This window comes from Microcystis sp. M_OC_Ca_00000000_C217Col (genome assembly GCF_007095585.1).
Taxonomy (GTDB): Bacteria; Cyanobacteriota; Cyanobacteriia; order Cyanobacteriales; family Microcystaceae; genus Microcystis; species Microcystis panniformis.
Map to the genome: position 1 here is coordinate 1 of NZ_SFBV01000321.1, position 17,596 is coordinate 17,596.

At 43.1% G+C, this 17,596-nt stretch carries 11 protein-coding genes and 1 pseudogene; 7 read left to right on the top strand and 5 right to left on the bottom strand.

Annotated elements, in window-relative coordinates; all coding sequences use genetic code 11:
• Positions 1-183: 183 nt before the first annotated feature.
• The 4 genes from ligA to EWV66_RS20355 form a co-directional block, all read right to left on the bottom strand.
• Positions 184-2,193, bottom strand: a complete 2,010-nt coding sequence (gene ligA, locus EWV66_RS20340) for an NAD-dependent DNA ligase LigA (RefSeq protein ID WP_287107190.1) — start codon at positions 2,191-2,193, stop codon at positions 184-186.
• A gap of 14 nt (positions 2,194-2,207) precedes the next feature.
• The gene (locus EWV66_RS20345; protein WP_052276127.1) at positions 2,208-2,774 is read right to left on the bottom strand and encodes a Uma2 family endonuclease; all 567 of its coding nucleotides are present in this window, start codon (positions 2,772-2,774) and stop codon (positions 2,208-2,210) included.
• Between the two features lie 20 nt (positions 2,775-2,794).
• Complete coding sequence (locus EWV66_RS20350; RefSeq protein WP_052276128.1) at positions 2,795-3,361, bottom strand: Uma2 family endonuclease; 567 nt, start codon at positions 3,359-3,361, stop codon at positions 2,795-2,797.
• 192 nt (positions 3,362-3,553) lie between these two features.
• Positions 3,554-4,873: an aminopeptidase P N-terminal domain-containing protein gene (locus tag EWV66_RS20355; RefSeq protein ID WP_052276129.1), complete on the bottom strand. Its 1,320-nt coding sequence runs from the start codon at positions 4,871-4,873 to the stop codon at positions 3,554-3,556.
• Between the two features lie 211 nt (positions 4,874-5,084).
• Between EWV66_RS20355 and EWV66_RS20360 the strand changes: the two genes are divergently transcribed.
• From EWV66_RS20360 to EWV66_RS20390, 7 genes are all read left to right on the top strand, one after another.
• Positions 5,085-5,558: a hypothetical protein gene (locus EWV66_RS20360; protein WP_052276130.1), complete on the top strand. Its 474-nt coding sequence runs from the start codon at positions 5,085-5,087 to the stop codon at positions 5,556-5,558.
• 216 nt (positions 5,559-5,774) lie between these two features.
• Positions 5,775-6,719, top strand: coding sequence for a PhzF family phenazine biosynthesis protein (locus tag EWV66_RS20365; protein ID WP_052278406.1), 945 nt, complete (start codon positions 5,775-5,777; stop codon positions 6,717-6,719).
• Positions 6,720-6,990: 271 nt separating this feature from the next.
• Positions 6,991-10,053 (top strand): FkbM family methyltransferase, encoded by a 3,063-nt coding sequence (locus EWV66_RS20370; protein WP_052276131.1) that lies wholly within the window; start codon positions 6,991-6,993, stop codon positions 10,051-10,053.
• 26 nt (positions 10,054-10,079) lie between these two features.
• Positions 10,080-11,498 (top strand): FkbM family methyltransferase, encoded by a 1,419-nt coding sequence (locus EWV66_RS20375; RefSeq protein WP_287107191.1) that lies wholly within the window; start codon positions 10,080-10,082, stop codon positions 11,496-11,498.
• Between the two features lie 56 nt (positions 11,499-11,554).
• Positions 11,555-13,051 (top strand): glycosyltransferase family protein, encoded by a 1,497-nt coding sequence (locus EWV66_RS20380; protein ID WP_287107192.1) that lies wholly within the window; start codon positions 11,555-11,557, stop codon positions 13,049-13,051.
• A gap of 21 nt (positions 13,052-13,072) precedes the next feature.
• Positions 13,073-13,819: an FkbM family methyltransferase gene (locus EWV66_RS20385; protein ID WP_287107193.1), complete on the top strand. Its 747-nt coding sequence runs from the start codon at positions 13,073-13,075 to the stop codon at positions 13,817-13,819.
• Between the two features lie 385 nt (positions 13,820-14,204).
• Positions 14,205-16,952 (top strand): beta strand repeat-containing protein, encoded by a 2,748-nt coding sequence (locus EWV66_RS20390; protein ID WP_287107194.1) that lies wholly within the window; start codon positions 14,205-14,207, stop codon positions 16,950-16,952.
• A 287-nt stretch (positions 16,953-17,239) separates the two neighbouring features.
• Here the strand turns inward: EWV66_RS20390 and EWV66_RS20395 are convergent.
• Positions 17,240-17,596, bottom strand: a pseudogene (locus tag EWV66_RS20395) (Rpn family recombination-promoting nuclease/putative transposase); the annotation flags it as partial.

Below are 17,596 nucleotides of genomic sequence, written 5' to 3' on the forward strand. Positions count from 1 at the left end.
GCACCTGTATGGTTATAAAGTTATCAAGGTACTACATTTACCAAGCGGCTAATCCTCTAAACGTCTTACTGTCTAGTTTCTAGCCAACGAATCGCACCACACCCCACACCCTACCCCCACCGAAAAACTTTTTGCCGCAGACTCTACTTAATGCTTCGGCGGATTTGCTGCAATCTTAAGCTTTTAAGCCTTGATTAATTCGAGTAATTGTGCTTCGGTTAGCTGAGTAATGCCCAATTCTAGGGCTTTTTCTAGCTTAGAACCCGCCGCTTCTCCTAGCACTAAATAATCGGTTTTTTTGCTGACAGAACCCGTCACTTTCCCCCCAGCTTTTTCGATTAATTCTTTGGCTTCCTCCCGTTTGAGAGTTGGTAAAGTGCCAGTAATGACAAAGGTTTTCCCTGCTAAAGTCGCTTTAGTGGTGGTGGTTTTTGCTGCTGCGGCAAATTGTAAACCAGCCGCCTGTAATTTAGCGACTAAATCCCGATTAGCGGCGATTTTAAACCAATCATAGACCGATTGAGCGATTTCTTCACCGATACCATAGACAGAAGCTAAATCAGTCACGCTGGCGTTAGCTAACTCCTCCACAGTCCGAAAACTTTCCGCGAGAATTTTGGCGTTAACGCTGCCCACATAGCGAATCCCTAGCCCATAAAGTACCCTCGACCAGCTTTGATTTTTGCTCTGAGCCATAGCTGTAATCAAATTTAAGGCTGATTTATCGCCCATTCGGTCTAATTTGGCAATTTCCGTTTTTTCGAGGCTGTAGAGGTCAGAAATGGTGGTAACTAATCCCTGTTCAATCAGCAAAATCACCACTTTTTCCCCTAATCCCCGAATATCGAGAGCATCGCGACTGGCCCAATGTACTACACTTCCCCGCAAAATCGCCGGACAGGAACTATTGACACAGCGCGTCACCGCTTCCCCCACCGGACGGACTAGGGGAGATTGACATTCAGGGCAATTAGTGGGCATCTGGAAGGGTAAAGTCTGGGGAGGACGCAATTCGGGCAGGATTCTCACCACTTCTGGGATAATTTCCCCCGCTTTGCGGATAATTACCGTGTCACCGATGCGGATATCTAATTCGGCCACTCGATCGCTATTATGTAAAGTAGCCCTTTGTACGGTGGTTCCTGCTACCTGTACCGGTTCCATCACCGCCATGGGTGTAACCGCGCCGGTGCGTCCCACATTGACGATAATATCTTTAACTACTGTGGGGACTTCTTCGGCAGGATATTTTAAAGCGATGGCCCACCGGGGGAATTTTTGGGTGAATCCTAACCGATTTTGTCGCTGTAAATCGTTGATTTTGACTACGACACCATCGGTCATGTAGGCTAATTGATGACGTTTTTCTTGCCAATCTTGATAGTATTGCGCCACTTCTTGCAGGGATGGACAGAGTTGACGGTGGGGATTAACCAGAAATCCCATGGTTTCTAATCTATCTAAGGATTGCCATTGAGTGGTGATATGGTTATCCTCTAAATGCAGGGTATAGGCAAAAAATTGTAAGCGTCTTTTATCAACTATTTTCGGATCTAATTGTCGTAGGGTTCCGGCTGCTGCATTGCGGGGATTAGCAAAGAGAGATTCCCTTTTTTCTTCTCTTTCTTGATTGATTTTATCAAAGGTATCGAGGGGTAAAAAAGCTTCGCCGCGCACTTCCACAATTGCCGGGGGATTGTCTATATTTAAGCGTAAAGGAATAGAGCGAATTGTCCGCACATTGGGGGTAATATCTTCGCCAGTGACTCCATCCCCTCTGGTAACACCTCTGACTAAAAAGCCGTTTTCGTAGGTTAAAGCTAACGCGGAACCATCGATTTTTAATTCACACACATATTCCGTGTCTTGGGTTTCATTTACATATCTTTGCCAACGGTTGCCCCATTTATTTAATTCTTCGAGGTTAAAGGCATTTTCGAGACTATACAGGGGAATATTATGACGAACAGAAACAAATTGACTAGAGATTTTATCTCCGACTCTTTGGGTGGGACTATCGGGGGTGATTAATTGGGGATAACGCTTTTCTAGGTCTTCTAATTCCCGATAAAGTTGATCATAAACGCTATCGGGTATAAAAGGATCATCAAGAACATAATAAGCATAACTGGCTCTTTGTAGTTCTGTTTTTAGTTGTTGGCAACGTTGTTGGATTTCTAAGGGGATAGTCATAATCGTTAATAATGCTACTGGGCAAAAACCATTTGAGGAGTTAATTGTAAATCGGGAAATGTCACCGATATTATTCTATCTTCTTTGTGAAATTCTGCCAGTTCATAAAATCCCGAAATCAGGGTTAAAACTGATATTTTTAGGGACATAGGATCGATAATCCAGTATTCAGGAATGCCTCTCACTGCGTATTCTGAACGTTTATAACGGTAGTCATCGTCGGCATTATTGGGGCTAACAATTTCTACAACTAATAAGGGAGGAAATTCAATCACTGCTGTGGTCATATTTCTAATCTCTTGACATTGTTCGGCAGTTAAAATCATTAAGTCTGGAATTCTCGATTTAGCTTTATCGGTGCGAATTCCCACCGTAGCAGGCATGACTTTCCAAGTTAGATTTAATCTTTTAATTTCTGCCATTAAATAATCATAAAGAAAGGCAAGAATTAGAGCATGAAAGCCACTAGCGGGAGGCATAGAAATTAATTCTCCGTTAAATAATTCGTATTTATTATCTGTGGAGTCCTGATAATTTAAATATTCTGCAAAGGTATATTTTTTTTGTTGGGTAGCAATCATAAAAGTATCCAGCTAAGATTTTACTGTGCAAAGACCATTTGAGGAGTTAATTTTAAATCGGGAAATGTTACCGATTTTATCCTATCTTCGTTGTTAAATTCTGCCAGTTCATAAAATCCCGAAATCAGGGTTAAAACCGATATTTTTAGAGCCATAGGATCGATAATCCAGTATTCAGGAATGCCTCTCACTGCGTATTCTGAACGCTTATAACGGTAGTCATCATCGGCATTACCCGGGCTAACAATTTCTACAACTAACAGGGGAGGAAATTCAATCACTGCTGTGGTCATATTTCTAATCTCTTGACATTGTTCAGCAGTTAAAATCATTAAGTCTGGAATTCTCGATTTAGCTTTATCGGTGCGAATTCCCACCGTAGCGGGCATAACTTGCCAGTCTAATTGTAGCCTCTCTATTTCCCTTTCTAACACCTTAAATATATATCTAAGTATCAAAGCATGAAAGCCACTAGCGGGCGGCATAGAAATTAATTCTCCGTTAAATAATTCGTACTTATTATCTGTGGAGTCCTGATAATTTAAATATTCCGCAAAGGTATATAATTTTTCTTTGGTAGCAATCATGATAATCTCTAGAAAAAACTTAATTCAATCTCCTTAAGGGGGGTAGGGTTGATTCATGAATCAACCCTACCATGAATCAACCCTACTATGAATCAACCCTACTATGAATCAACCCTACTATGAATCAACCCTACCATGAATCAACCCTAGGGTTAGGGGGAAACTGACAATTTTTAACACCTAGCTTTTTACTCAAGATTCGATATCCTCAACTTTTTTGGGAACTGTTGCAGTTAAAACCTCATTTCCTGTGGCAGTAACTAACACATCATCTTCGATACGGATACCGATACCCCGCCATTTTTCTGGCACTTCCGGCTGTCCTTCAGCAGGTTTAATATCGGGGGCGATATAAATACCGGGTTCCACGGTTAAAACATGACCGGGTTGCAAAGTTTGCCAAGTTTCTTCGTTAACTTTATAACCTCCCGCATCATGGACATCTAATCCTAACCAATGGCCGGTTCTGTGCATATAAAAAGGCTTATATTTTTCCTCTTTAATTATCTCATCAATGTCGCCGATCAATAGCCCTAAATCTACTAATCCCTCCACAATTGTCCTCACGGCTGTGTCATGAAAAAGATTATAAGGATTACCAGTTTTCACCACTTCAATCGCCTTTAATTGAGCTTCCAGAACAATTTCATAGATAATTTTTTGTTCAGGGGTAAATTTACCATTAACGGGAAAAGTGCGGGTAATATCACCGTTATAGTAATTGTAGGCACAACCAGCATCAATTAATAAAAGCTCATTTTCTTGTACTTGGCGATTATTGTTGATATAGTGCAGAATACAGGCATTAGCACCACTAGCGACAATAGAAGGATAAGCAGGACCCATACCCCCTTCTAGGCGAAAAGTATGCTCAATTTCCGCTTGAATTTGATACTCATAGTGACCAACTTTTGTGAATTCTCTGGCGCGATTATGTGCCTGTGCTGAAATAGCGGTTGCTTTGCGAATATTGTCCAATTCGGCCTCGGTTTTCAGCAAGCGCAAAGGATGGAGAATAAAATTAGTATCCTCTAAAGCAGTCGGTCCGGTGCCGCGACGGGGAAAAGTGGCGATTAATTTTTGCCAGTGATTGAGAACATTTGTATTAAAAGTTTTGTCCCGGCCGAGATGATAATAAATTCGTTCGGCTTTTTCGAGATATTGGGGTAATTTTTCCTCCAATTCTTCGATAGAATAGGCCTCATCAGCAGCAAAAATCTCCTTTGCTCCTTCCACACCGTGGAGATAGCCAGTCCAGGTTTCTTTTTCGGGGTCTTTTGGCTGCACGAACAGGATAAACTGATGTTCGGGGTGATGGGGTGCTAAAACCGCCACCGCCTCCGGTTCATTAAATCCTGTCAGGTAAAAAAAGTCACTATCCTGACGATAGGTGTATTCTACGTCATTGTGCATGACCGCCATGGGCGCACTGCGAAAAATTGCGGTTCCATGGCCGATTTTTTCCATTACCTGCTGACGACGCTGCTGAAACTCTCTGCGATCGATGCCCATAGATATTCCTAAAAATGTCACAATAAGTCTTAGAGTCTATTATCGCTAAGTAGGTAGGCGTTAAAAGTTGTCAGATGCCCCCCTTATCAAGGGGGGATTAAGGGGGGACTAAGGGGGGATCGGCACCCCCCTTATCAAGGGGGGCAGGGGGGATCGAACCTAAAATCCATTTTTAATTTAATTATAACCAGCTACTTAATCTTTTTAGTTTATGACCCCTGAAGAACCGGATTTTTCCCAAGATATCATCGAAAGGCGCTCGTTTACCCTAGCAGATTTTATCGCTCAAGAGGGGGCGGATTTCCTCAAAGGGGAATCTCCTGTCCCCAAATTAGTGCAAGTTACCACAGAGATTAAACAATTTATTGCCGCTAATTTAGGTGATTCTTCGGGAGCTTTGCAGATAATTTTACAGCTTATCGTCGATGAAGAATTAACAAAAGTCAGTCAAAATTTAGATAATCCCGTTCAAGCTTTACAGTTAATCCTAGAAGAAATTTTAGACAATCAAGAATTACTCTATGAATTAGTACACCGAGTCGATGTGAAATGGGGACAATTATACGGGGAACGTCCCTATTTTCAAAAACCCCATCAAAAACCTCACCCTGAAGACGAATACACCCACAATTCCGTCAGAGATAAGTTAGTCAGTTTATTAGCCAGATTAGAAGCGAATAAGTAGTAGAGCCTATAGCAGTTATTAGGAGACTCCGAGACAATGCCCTATCAAGACATACCTTATCTTTAGGAAAAACTCTGTATTTTCATTATTTCTTAATAGAGAGACTAACAGGACTGACAAGGATCATCTATCCCTAGACAGACCACCAGGGTGGTCAGAGGTGAAAATAGGTGTAAGATGAAAAAATTCTCCGATCACTGTTGCTCTATCCCCCGCGTGCCTACCTATTCCTACTATACCGCCGATGTTTTTAGCGATCGCATTTTTGGCGGTAATCCCCTGGCGGTTTTTCCGGAAGCGTCTGGATTAACCCGCACCCAGATGCAAAAAATCGCCGCCGAATTTAACTTCTCGGAGACAGTCTTCGTTTTTCCGCCAGAAACGCCCCAAGGCACTAAAAAAGTCCGGATTTTCACCCCCAGTACCGAATTACCCTTTGCTGGTCATCCTACCGTCGGCACAGCCTATATTTTAGCCCTAATCGCTGCTATTTCCCCCCACCAAGAAACCACGATTTATCTAGAGGAAGGAGTCGGTTTAGTACCGGTGAAAATTCTCATGGAGGGGGAAAAACCAGTCTATAGTGAGTTAAAAGTGGCACAATTGCCGGAATTAGTGACGGATAATCATGCTCTCGATGATTTAGCGGCGATTCTTTCCCTCAGCGTTGCCGATTTCCTACCCGGTTATCCCCCCCGCGCCTTTTCCTGCGGTCTCCCTTTTTTATTCATCCCCGTCAAAAATCGAGATGTTTTGGGGAAAATCAGAGTTAATCTAACTCTCTGGTCATCATTATTAGGTCAATCCCCTGCTAACTCCCTTTTTGTCTGCTGTTTTGACCCAGAATCACCCCAATCTCGTATTTATGGCCGAATGTTTGCCCCCGGTTTGGGAGTTATGGAAGATCCCGCCACTGGTTCGGCTGTGGCCGCTTTAGCGGGCTATCTAGGCGGGTTAGAATCTTCTAGGGAAGGGATGAATCAATGGACGATAATCCAAGGAGTGGAAATGGGCAGACCCAGCAGTTTACAATTAAAGTTTCAGAAAAACAACCGGTCAATCACGGAAGTTTCTGTGGGTGGTGCATCAGTTCTAGTCTGCCAAGGCAAGATGATAATTCCCGATGGGGAAACAAAAAGTGATATAAACAGGTCATTGTGATAGCAATCACTGAAGTTAGTAAAAAGGAGATGAACAATCTTAAAACATTAAGACCTGCAAGGAGCAATCTCCGTTTTCTGGGATGGATAAGAATAAATTTGACAGGGTATAGGGAAAAATATAAAATTTCTAGAGGGATAACCAAGAAAAAAAACAGCAGTTATCTTAATGACGAGGCAGTAAGCAAAACGAGGTTATACTTTGTTTTTCTGGGAAACCCTGTCAGAGGCAGTGGAATGTCTATAGTTAAACTCTATTATAATTAATCATTATGATCACCTCTTATCAGGAACTACAAAAAAAACTTAGTTTGTCGTTACACGACTTAAATAATCTTGCCGACAAATTCCGAGAAAGTTATGATATTATAGTATCTTCAAACGAAATCAATGAGAATCACGGTGTCGGGGTTCTTTTAAAGAGAATTTTCCCTGATACCAGTGGGATAGTCTCCTTACGAACCACTAATCTCTACGGAGGAGAGCAAGATTTTGGAGTCCATAATTTTTGTCTGGATGTGCGAGGTTGTTCCTACGGGGAAATTTTATTAAAGATCCAAAATTTATTTGTTCATTTAAAACCGAAAAGAGTCCTAGTAATTCCCTACTTTGTCGAAGATTTTTATGTGGCCATAGCCCTAAAAGCCCTCTTTCAAGTACCCGTTTGTACCTACCTGATGGATGATCAAAACATCTATGTCAGGGCTGTGGCCGATGGGATTGTTAAGCAATTAATCGATAGCAGCGATCTAATTTTAGGCATTTCTCAGCCTCTTTGTCAAGCCTATAGTAAAAAATACGAAAGAAAAATTTGGTTTGTACCGCCCCTAGTAGAAAGTTATTTAATACCCCCAGAAATTACCGTCCCCGATTCTATGGCAAGAGGGATTTTGATCGGTAATATCTGGTCTCAGACTTGGTTAGAAAATCTCAGGCAATTATGTCGAGAATCCCAGATCAAATTAGATTGGTATGGCAATCCTAATCGTCAATGGTTGCAATTCCAAGAAGCAGAGTTAGAACAAGATGGTATCTTTTTTAAAGGTTACTGCAGCCAAGATGCTCTCATCTACTACTTACGTCAAGCCCCTTTTGCAATCGTTCCCACCGCCAGTTCTGAAAACGAGCAAGATCGTCCCGAATTCGCCTGTTTGAGTTTACCTTCCCGCATTCCCTTTATTACCGCCGTTGCTAATACTCCGATCATTATTGTTGGTCGTGAAGATAGTGCCGCCGCTCAGTTCGTCAAAGAATTCGACCTAGGAACTGTCTGTGATTATAAAGCTCAAAGCCTATTAACAGAAATAGAGAAACTGCGAAGAGAAAGCAATCAACTGCGGCTCCGTTATTCCAGTCAAAAATTAGCCAAAAGCTTAAAAGCCGATCATTTTGATGATTGGCTCTGGAGATCGTTAGAACAGGGAAAACCCATCGATAATCGCTTTGAACAATTCGAGAAAAATAGCCTTAAGTGCAGTGTGATCGTCACCGCTAGTGAAGTCAATCAAAGTCACGGGACAGGAGCCTTGGTCAGAAGAATCTTTCCCGATGATAGCGAGATTATTTCCATCCGTTCCGATAATCACTATGGCGGTGAACAACAATTCGGGGTCTTAAGCTTCCATCTTGACCATAAGAAAATGTCGCGACCGGCGATATTTCAATCAATTCTACAAACTCTCGGACACCATCAAGTCCAAAAAGTTTTTTGTGTCCCCTACTATGCCAGCGACATTCTGACATCGATCGCTATTAAGGAATTATTTAATGTTCCCCTTGCCACCTACATCATGGACGATCAGAATATCTGCGTTCAGGAGATATCCGATGATTTGATGAAAGAGTTTTTAAGCAAATGTTCCGTTCGTTTTGCCACCCATCCCGAACTCCGCGACGCTTACGAGAATAAGTACGGCTACAAATTTTGGCTCCTACCAGCGATCGTTCCTCACCGTCTAATTAGTAGTGAAGTTGCCGAAGTTTCTCCCCAACGCTGTCAAGAAAAATGGGGAGCTTTATTAGGGAGCATTTGGAGTCCTCAATGGTTTCAATCTCTTTTAGAGAGTATTCAAGGAGCAGGAATTAAACTAGATTGGTATGGCAATTCTAACTATTATTGGCTTAAAGAATCTGCCGCAGAATTAGAAAAATGGGGACTTTATAGCCAAGGACTTTATCCCGAAGAACAACTAGGACAACAACTACAAGCATATCCCTTTGTTATTGTTCCCACCGGAACCATGGACGAAAGAGATGATCGGACAGAATTATCTCGTCTTAGTTTACCTGGCCGGATTATTTTTAACCTCGCCACCGCTAACACCCCAGTAATTCTTTTAGGCAGTAATAAAACCTCGGCCGCTAACTTTATTAATCGCTTTCAAATTGGTGTGGTTTGTGATTATACGCCTGAAAGTTTGGCAGCAGCCGTGGACCACGTTCTTAACCCCGAAAATCAGCAAAGAATGCGAGAAAATGCCGTTAAGGTAGCGGCAAAATTCTCTGATCAAGATATTAACGATTGGGTGTGGCAGTCCCTAGAAAAAGAACAAGCAGCCGATGACAGATTTGAAGCGATTTTACCTCGATCGCCGATCGATTTAGTTCACTTTATTGAGCCACCCGTCCCCAAAAAGATTTATAAAGACTATATGCCAGTTTATCAAGTCATGCGACGTTTACGAGGGCAAAAATATCAGCCCGATTTTGTGGTTGATGTGGGAGCTTCCCACGGTATTTGGTCTCATACCGCTAGTCAATTATTCCCAGAAGCTCGCTTTATCCTCATCGATCCGCTAATCTCAAAATACGAGCAATCGGCCAGAAATTACTATATCTGTAATATTCCTAAAGCGGAATTACTAGAAATTGCCATCTCTAATCAAGCTGGTCAGTTAAGTTTTCAAGTTTCCCCCGATTTGTACGGTAGTTCCTTACTTACTCCCGCCGATTTTAGAAACTATGAAACGATTACAGTGGCGGTAAAAACCCTCGATCAGGTGGCGACAGATCAGCAAATTTCTGGCAGAGGAATATTAAAATTAGACGTGCAATGTGCCGAGCATATCGTCTTAGAAGGAGCCAAAGAATTTATCGCTCAGGTGGATTTAGTCGTTGCTGAACTCTCCTTTATTCGCTATGATCAGAACGCTCTCGTCTTCAATGAAATGCTTAATCTTTTGGATCAGCTTGGTTTCCGTTATTATGACGAAACCGGCGAATGGAGATCCCCCATTGATGGCACACTCCTCCAAAAGGAAGTGGTTTTTATTCGCCAAGATTTGTTAGTTCCTGAAACTAGCCGCAAAATTGAAAATTCTCCCAGTCAAGCTTAAGACAATTTCCCTAATCACTAGCCAAAATGATCAAACAATTATTAGCCAAAAATAAAATAGTTCAGCGATTTAAAGCAGTCAAAGATTTATTTCTAGAAAAACTTGATTCACTCAGTCATGTCCAACTGGAACAAATCCAAAAACTGGAAAAACTGGAGAAACTGGAGAAACTTAATCAGCTTGATCCCTTAGCTTTTAAGGTTGAGCAACTCAATAACTCCACGGAGCAAATCCGACAAGAAAATACAGAAACCAAGCGAAAGGCTGATTTATTACTGGAAAATCAAGCTTTTTTACTGAAGTTTTCCGTAGATATAATTAAAAATATTCAAGTCTTGACGGAACAACTCCAGACAAATCACAGCCAATCTCAAAAACAGCACGAATTAACTCTCGACACTTTCCAAAAAATAGCCAGCCAATCTCAAAAACAGAACGAATTAACTCTCGACACTTTCCAAAAAATAGCCAGCGATGTGAGATTAGACTCCCAAAAACATAATGATATAATTCTCGATTCTTTCCAGAGAATTTATGAAGCTTACCAACAGCAAAGTGATGCTGTTTTTGGAACCATACAAAAAATACAAGAAAATCTCCATCAAATCAGCGAAGACAACCGCCAAATCTTTGAAGATATTCACTCTCAAAAATATAAAGTCATTACGGATCAACAATATTTTCAAGATTTAGACATCGAATTAATGACTTATTTATATTCCTATCTTCCCCATCGTCTTGCAGTAGATATTGGCGCTAATCGAGGCGATGTTTCTAGTCGTCTCCTACAAGCTGGTTATCAAGTTTATGCCTTTGAACCTTTTCCTGCTGTAATCGATAAGCTCAAAAATCGCCTCGGTGATCATCCTAACTTTCGGCTTTTTCCCTTTGCTCTCGGTTCCGAAAATCAAACCCAAGAACTCCATATAGCAACCGATGAAACCCCAGACAACACCTATCAAGATGCCAGCTTTTATAGCAGTTTAACTAAGCATTCTCTTTCCGAAGGTTTAGTATTTACCGATACTATTCCCGTTACTGTTAAAACCCTAGCTAGTCTCCAGGATGCCGAGGAATTACCTAAAGATATTGGTTTGGTTAAAATTGACACAGAAGGCTTTGATTTAGAAGTAATCAAAGGTATGGGTAACTATCGTTATCCCGTGGTAGTTGCAGAATTTTGGGATAAAAATTTCCCCTTTGGTCGTTCGGGAGCGATGAATCAATTACCGGATTTAGTCAAGGCCATGAAAGAAAGAGATTATCATTGGCATCTAGTCATCTATCGTATTTGGGGCAGTTCCGACGTTAGTTATTACTGTAATTCTGCCTATTCCCTCGACAATTCTTGGGGCAATGTTTTCTTTTTCCAAGATTATCAGGTCTTCCATCAAGCCTTACTTTGGTCTGCTTCCGTTATGCCAGCTACTTATTTTTCAGCCTAGAAACTTAGGTGTCAATCATTTTTTTCACAAACTAACTAACTAGGTGAGTAATGATTATGAAAAAAAATATTTCCTTAACCAGTGAAATTTTGATTCTCATCGGTTTGGGAATTGCTTTTTTGCTAGTAGGCATATTCTTTGGACCTAGATTACAACCCGTGTGGATAGATGAAGTAGTATTGGCAGAACCAGCAGCTAATCTAGCTTTATACGACAGTTTTACCTCGGCTGCTTGGTATCATCAAAATGCTCAGGAATTCCATGTTAGCACTTCTTTTCTTTATACGGTTTTGCTGGCTTTATGGATAAAAGTTTTGGGATTTAGTATTGAAAAAGTTAGGCTTTTTAATTATGTGTTAATGCTTCTTAGCATCACTGTAATTTGGTTATTCATCAAGAAATTGCTTTTAATTAAGTTTTCTTGGCTAAGAATACTCTTAGTGGTTAGTTGTCTTTTGCCAACAGGAATTACCTTTATTTATATATCGGGAAGGTACGACACTTCCTGCATTTTCTTATCAGCACTGGTTTTGGGGGCTTTTTTAATAAAAGATGCTAAAATCCGATGGCTTACTATGACAATTATTGGATTTTTCTTCCCCCTTTCTGGATTGTCAGCAGTGGTCTTTGCCATAATTTTTGGAGGTATCCTACTCCTTTTCAACTTTCAGAGATTTTGGCGGGAATTTGTCGCTCTAGGCGGGGGGTTTATTTTAGGAATGTTATTTCTTTATGCACTTTACTCAACTAATGGTGTTTGGGATGATTTTGTTAGTCTGACTTTGGGTCATAGTGTTGCCAATGCCAACCTTAACAGAAGTGTCATTGATATAATATTTTCCAGAGTGAGCAAACTTTTTGACCAGAAAGATTATCTGTGTGGTGGCTGCTTGCATCCGTCTTTTCCCCCGCTGTCAGTACTGCTGATCATCTTGATATTTTATGAACTATTGACCAAATCTTTCCGGTGGCGTTCTCCTTCCTTTTTTGCTTTGATCACCGTTATTACCATACCAACTACTATGTGTTTTCTGGGGAAATATCCACTTTATTATAGTTGGATGTCGATGTTTCCCTTAATCATTTGTATTTGCTGGAGTTTTAATAATATTTTAGAAAAGAATACGGGCAAAATTCAGACGACAATTATTAGTATAGCTTTTTTAGTTTTATTATTTTACGCCAACTTACTAGGACTACCTTACCTAGCGCAAATTACCTTACAACAATGGGAAAAGAATGACTACACTAAAGTACAAAACTTTCTTGACAACAAAATCAATCATGAGGATCATATTTACGCTGATTTTCAAACATTCTACGCCCTCAAGTCTCGGGCTAAACGAGTTTATTTCCCCCTTTATAATGGGCAGATGACACCAGAGGATAGGGATAATCTTTCATTAATTGTCATTGATCCTAGGGCCAGTGCTAGAGCATCTTGGAATCCCGGATTAGCAGAAATTGTTGGCGACTCACTCCCCCAGTGGTACGATACAGGAGAACAGTTAGATACAGGCACTTATGGGATGAAATTGTACCGAAAAAGATAAACCCGAAGTAATTCAAAGGATATGAACTCTGAAAAACTGCAATTAAGGTCTGATTACCAAAAAATGCTTGATGACTTAGATCCTCAAGTCCTCCAGTTGGATCGACAGGTATTTAAACGACTACAAAACCTAGGTTACACCCCGAGGGTGATCTTTGATGTGGGTGCTTCTAATAGTGGCTGGTCCTACTATATCAAACAGGTGCTGCAGGAAGCTGAATTTTATCTCTTTGAACCCCTCATCGACTACAGCAGCGACTATCGGGAATTAATCTCAGAAATTCTGCGAGTCTATCCTTCCTTTCATCTACACAAATACGCCCTAGGTGAAACCTGCGGCGAGGTGACGATGAATGTTTCCACGGACGTGGTGAGCAGTAGCCTCTTGCCAACCGGTGATGATAGTCAGCCCACCACTCCCATCTCGGTGCAAATGTTAACAATTGATGACGCAATTGCCCGACTTGGTTTACCCCATCCCCAAGTGATCAAAATTGATACCCAAGGCTCGGAGTTGTCTATACTTAAAGGGGCCGTTAAAACCCTACCTAAAGTCGATATTCTCTTTCTCGAATGCTGGCTCTATCGGGGCTATGGCAAAAAAACTCCCCTCTTAACCGAAATCGCCGATTGGTTATTATCCTTTAATTTTCGGCTTTGGGATGTGGCCGATGCCTATCGCGATCAAGGGGGAGTGCTAACCACATTAGATTGTATTTTTGTAAATACTCAAGCCGGTATTGCCCCGATTTGGTACTATGAGAACTAGAGTGGCTTGACTTTCCTAACCCGTCTAGTCCTTGCCGTGCGAGGGAAAAGAAGAACAGTCTATTTTCTTCTTAGATATACGATAGACCAAGTACCAAGTTGGAGAGCAAGGGACAGGATTAAACAGTCCTTAGATCACTATTTCGGGAAGGGGAAACTGAGCCATACTTAAGAGGGCTTTTCCTACCCCCAGTTTTTCATGCGGGAAAAACTGGGGGTCAAGCCACCATTCAGACTGTCCAAGGAATAACTTTTTTATGTCCACAGGATTTCTACTTGCCCAAACGGGAAAGACTTGTTATAATTTTATCCGAGTAGCCGTTAGGGTCCCCCGACCTCTGGACGGACTCAAATTATCATAACCGTGAGGAGTTGAGATTAAAAACATGGCAATCAGTCAAGAAGTGTACGCTTCGTTAAATATTCTTTATGCTTCCCAAGCTCCGTCAGCCTCTGACATTAGCTTGTGGCAGACTAACCCTAGCTTGACATCCCTAAGCTGGGAAGAAACGGTTCTTGTTTTCGCCAATTCGGATGCGGCCAAAGAAACCTATCCCCTCTTGGCGGCCCCTGGGGCCGCCACCGATGCTACCAGAAAGCAGTACGTTCTAGAGGTCTTTAACAATGCCTACGGCCTACAAGAAGCCGATTTAGATGCCGCCGAGATTGACTACTGGGTTAACTGGCTCGGTCAAACCAATTCCGACGGTAGTCCCGCCGACAGCGATGGCAACGGCATCCCCAATATTCTGGATTTTCCCATCGTCCTTAACCAGTTCCAGCCCCCTGCAATTCAACAGGCCCTGCTCAACCGGGCAGAAGTAGCTCTTGATTTCGCTGCCCAGTTCCAACTGCAAGGTATTACTAGCTTTACCGAGGAATACTACAACACCTCTTGGAGCATCCTTGAAACCGTCACTGCCTCTGCGGCTAGTGTTACTGCGGCCAAAGACCTTAATATTTTGGCGGCCCAGGCGGCGGCTGGTGTGGGCAACAGTGCCATCCTCACCGCAGGTGTGGACATACTCACCGCCAATAGCTTCCTCGCTCCGACGGTCAATAATTTCGGTGAATTTAACGCCACCTTCAACAGTGGTGACAAGCTCACCGGTTCCGGCACCAACCCCACCCTGACAGTTCTCAACACCGGTGGAGCCACCCTCAATACCGGTCCGGTGCTACCGACGATGAAGGGCATCGAGACCCTCAAAGTGGTTAATACTGACATTGACGTTATGCCTGGTGATGCTAACTTATTTGTACTAGGTGCTAATGTTGTTGGGGTTAAAAATGTTGACCTATCAGATAGTACATCTGGCTTGATTCTCAGCAACTTCCAGACGGCGGTAGAAAAAGTCTCGGTCAGTCGTACTGCCATCAATTCTGACGTAGAACTCGGTATCACTATTGCGGGTGCCGCTCTAGCGGGTAGTGAAGATACGGTGGCTGTAACTCTCGATCAGGTGGGTCGCTATAGCCCCGTCACCGGTGCTCCTAACTCTTTCCTCTTCTTAGGACTTAACCCAGTATCCGGTGGCAATGGTTACGAAAAAATTTCCATCGCAAGCAAGGGTTTAGCCAACGCTGTGGCGGCACTAACCGCCACTGGCTCGAAGGAAATCACCATCACTGGAGATCAGGATCTCCTCATCGCTGCCGCTCTCCCCAACACCGCCACCAAGCTGGACGCTTCTGCCTTTGAAGGTGATCTGGACGTGACTGCGGGCAACGGTACAGTGGATTTCGTCGGCGGCAAAGGTGATGACACTTTCCGTTTCCTTGCAGGTACCTTCACCGCTACCGATAAAGTGGACGGTGGCGAGGGTGCTAACACTTTGGTAGTAGTGGCGGCAGATGCAGAAACCATTATCGCGGCCGATGCCAACATCAAAAATATCCAAAGCCTGACTTTATCTACTGGTGGCACGGCTACCAAGACTCTCCGGGCTGACCTAATCGGTGATAAGATCACCACGGTGACCCTAGCCGCACCGACTTTAGGTGACTACACGATCCGCTTTGCCGCAGGTGCCAACTCGGTTAACGTCTTCGAAGATACATCTTTCTTGGCTACTCTCAACGTAGAAGCCAATGGTGGTGGTAACAACGATTCTTTGACCTTCACCATCGACGGCGATGACCCCGGAACTCCTTTATTCATAGAGAAGGCTAATATTGATGTCGGCAACCTCAACCTGAATAACACCAACACGCCTAACCGCTCGATCGAGCAACTTAAGCTTGTTGTCAATAACTCCGGTGCTGGTACTCATACTATTGGCGCGATAACCCTTCCTCAGGCCGCTGGTGTGGTGGAAACCATCACCATCACTGGTAACTCCAGCCTGACAATCGGTGGTGCAGTGAAAGCCGAGAAACTGGATGCTTCCGGCCTGACGGAGGCAACCGCCGGCACCACTGGTTTAACCATGAGCGCACCATCGGTATCCGATGTGGGAATTAACCTCACCGGCTCCACTTTCGATGATTTTCTGATTGGTAGTGATAAAAATGACTTCATCAGTGGTGGTGCTGGAAAAGACACCATCACCGGTGGTGCTGGTGCTGACCAAATCAAACTAGGGGATGGGTTCGATACGGTTCGCCTCACAGACGGTACAGCGGGGGCTGTGGGTAAGCTGAATCAGCAGGAGGACTACACCACCGTCACCGATTTCCTCACTGGCGCTACGGCAACCACAACAGACCAGATTCAGGTTTCTGCATCCCTTAATGGTGGTGGCAAATTCGCTCAACTTAACAATTTTGCTGTCACTGCTGGTAATGCTGTGGCTACCACTGATGTGGCTCAAGGTGCTATTGTTGACTATTCAACTCTCACTGCGAATTTCCTGAGAATTACTGGTACTGGCAATATCACTAAAGACAACTCCGCCCAAGCGGGCTTTAATGCCGCTATCGCTGGTGGAGAGATCAAGGTTGCTGCGGCTGGTATTGATATTCTCACCTCCTACTACGATTCGGCTAATAGCCAGATGGTACTTGGTCAGGTTGATGTTGGTGGCGACAGCAAGATGGCTGCTGGAGATGCTTTCACCATCATTTCCCGCGTGACCATGACTGCCGCGGATTACAACAACTTCGGCAACGCTCAGTTTGGTACGTTTATCTAATCCTCTGCCCCTCGGCTAGAAAAAACCTCCCCTTATTGGGGGGGGTTTTTGGTTTTTTCCAGTTCCAGGGTTCTACCTTTGCGTCCTGTGAGTAACGCACAGAAAACGGGTTTCTCCGAGAAACCCGTTTTCTACCTTTGCCCCTACTTTTTCAGCTTTTCTGGGGGCAGTAGTAGGGTTAATTCATGAATTAACTCTCATAGTAGGGTTAATTCATGAATTAACCCTACCCTTGATAAGGGGGGTGTCGATCCCCCCTTCCCCCCTTGATAAGGGGGGTAATAGCTTCAATTTCCTCGCGACTTTTCTGGGGGAAATCGCTTTAAGAGTTGCTGCTTGGAACAATGGAGAACTAAAGGAGTAAATTCTTCTGGGGACAGTTGTAAAATCCGGCTGATAATAGCTTGAATTTCTGGGTCTAACTCACCGAAGCGGACTCGGAGCAGGTTTTCCACCACCAGACGTTCCCCCTCTTGCAGACCCCGTTCTAGACCCCGTTCTAGACCCCGTTCTAGACCCCGTTCTAGACCCCGTTCTTCTCCTTCGGCCAGTGCCTCTTGATAGACTCTCGTTTGTTTTAAATCACTTAGTCCAAACATAGCTTCAATTTCCTCGCGACTTTTCTGGGGTAATTTGTAAATGAT

Coding starts and splice junctions, on each gene's coding strand:
- EWV66_RS20355 (WP_052276129.1), bottom strand. CDS start 4,873: ATGGGCATCGATCGCAGAGAGTTTCAGCAGCGTCGTCAGCAGGTAATG.
- EWV66_RS20390 (WP_287107194.1), top strand. CDS start 14,205: ATGGCAATCAGTCAAGAAGTGTACGCTTCGTTAAATATTCTTTATGCT.
- EWV66_RS20360 (WP_052276130.1), top strand. CDS start 5,085: ATGACCCCTGAAGAACCGGATTTTTCCCAAGATATCATCGAAAGGCGC.
- ligA (WP_287107190.1), bottom strand. CDS start 2,193: ATGACTATCCCCTTAGAAATCCAACAACGTTGCCAACAACTAAAAACA.
- EWV66_RS20350 (WP_052276128.1), bottom strand. CDS start 3,361: ATGATTGCTACCAAAGAAAAATTATATACCTTTGCGGAATATTTAAAT.
- EWV66_RS20370 (WP_052276131.1), top strand. CDS start 6,991: ATGATCACCTCTTATCAGGAACTACAAAAAAAACTTAGTTTGTCGTTA.
- EWV66_RS20375 (WP_287107191.1), top strand. CDS start 10,080: ATGATCAAACAATTATTAGCCAAAAATAAAATAGTTCAGCGATTTAAA.
- EWV66_RS20345 (WP_052276127.1), bottom strand. CDS start 2,774: ATGATTGCTACCCAACAAAAAAAATATACCTTTGCAGAATATTTAAAT.
- EWV66_RS20380 (WP_287107192.1), top strand. CDS start 11,555: ATGAAAAAAAATATTTCCTTAACCAGTGAAATTTTGATTCTCATCGGT.
- EWV66_RS20385 (WP_287107193.1), top strand. CDS start 13,073: ATGAACTCTGAAAAACTGCAATTAAGGTCTGATTACCAAAAAATGCTT.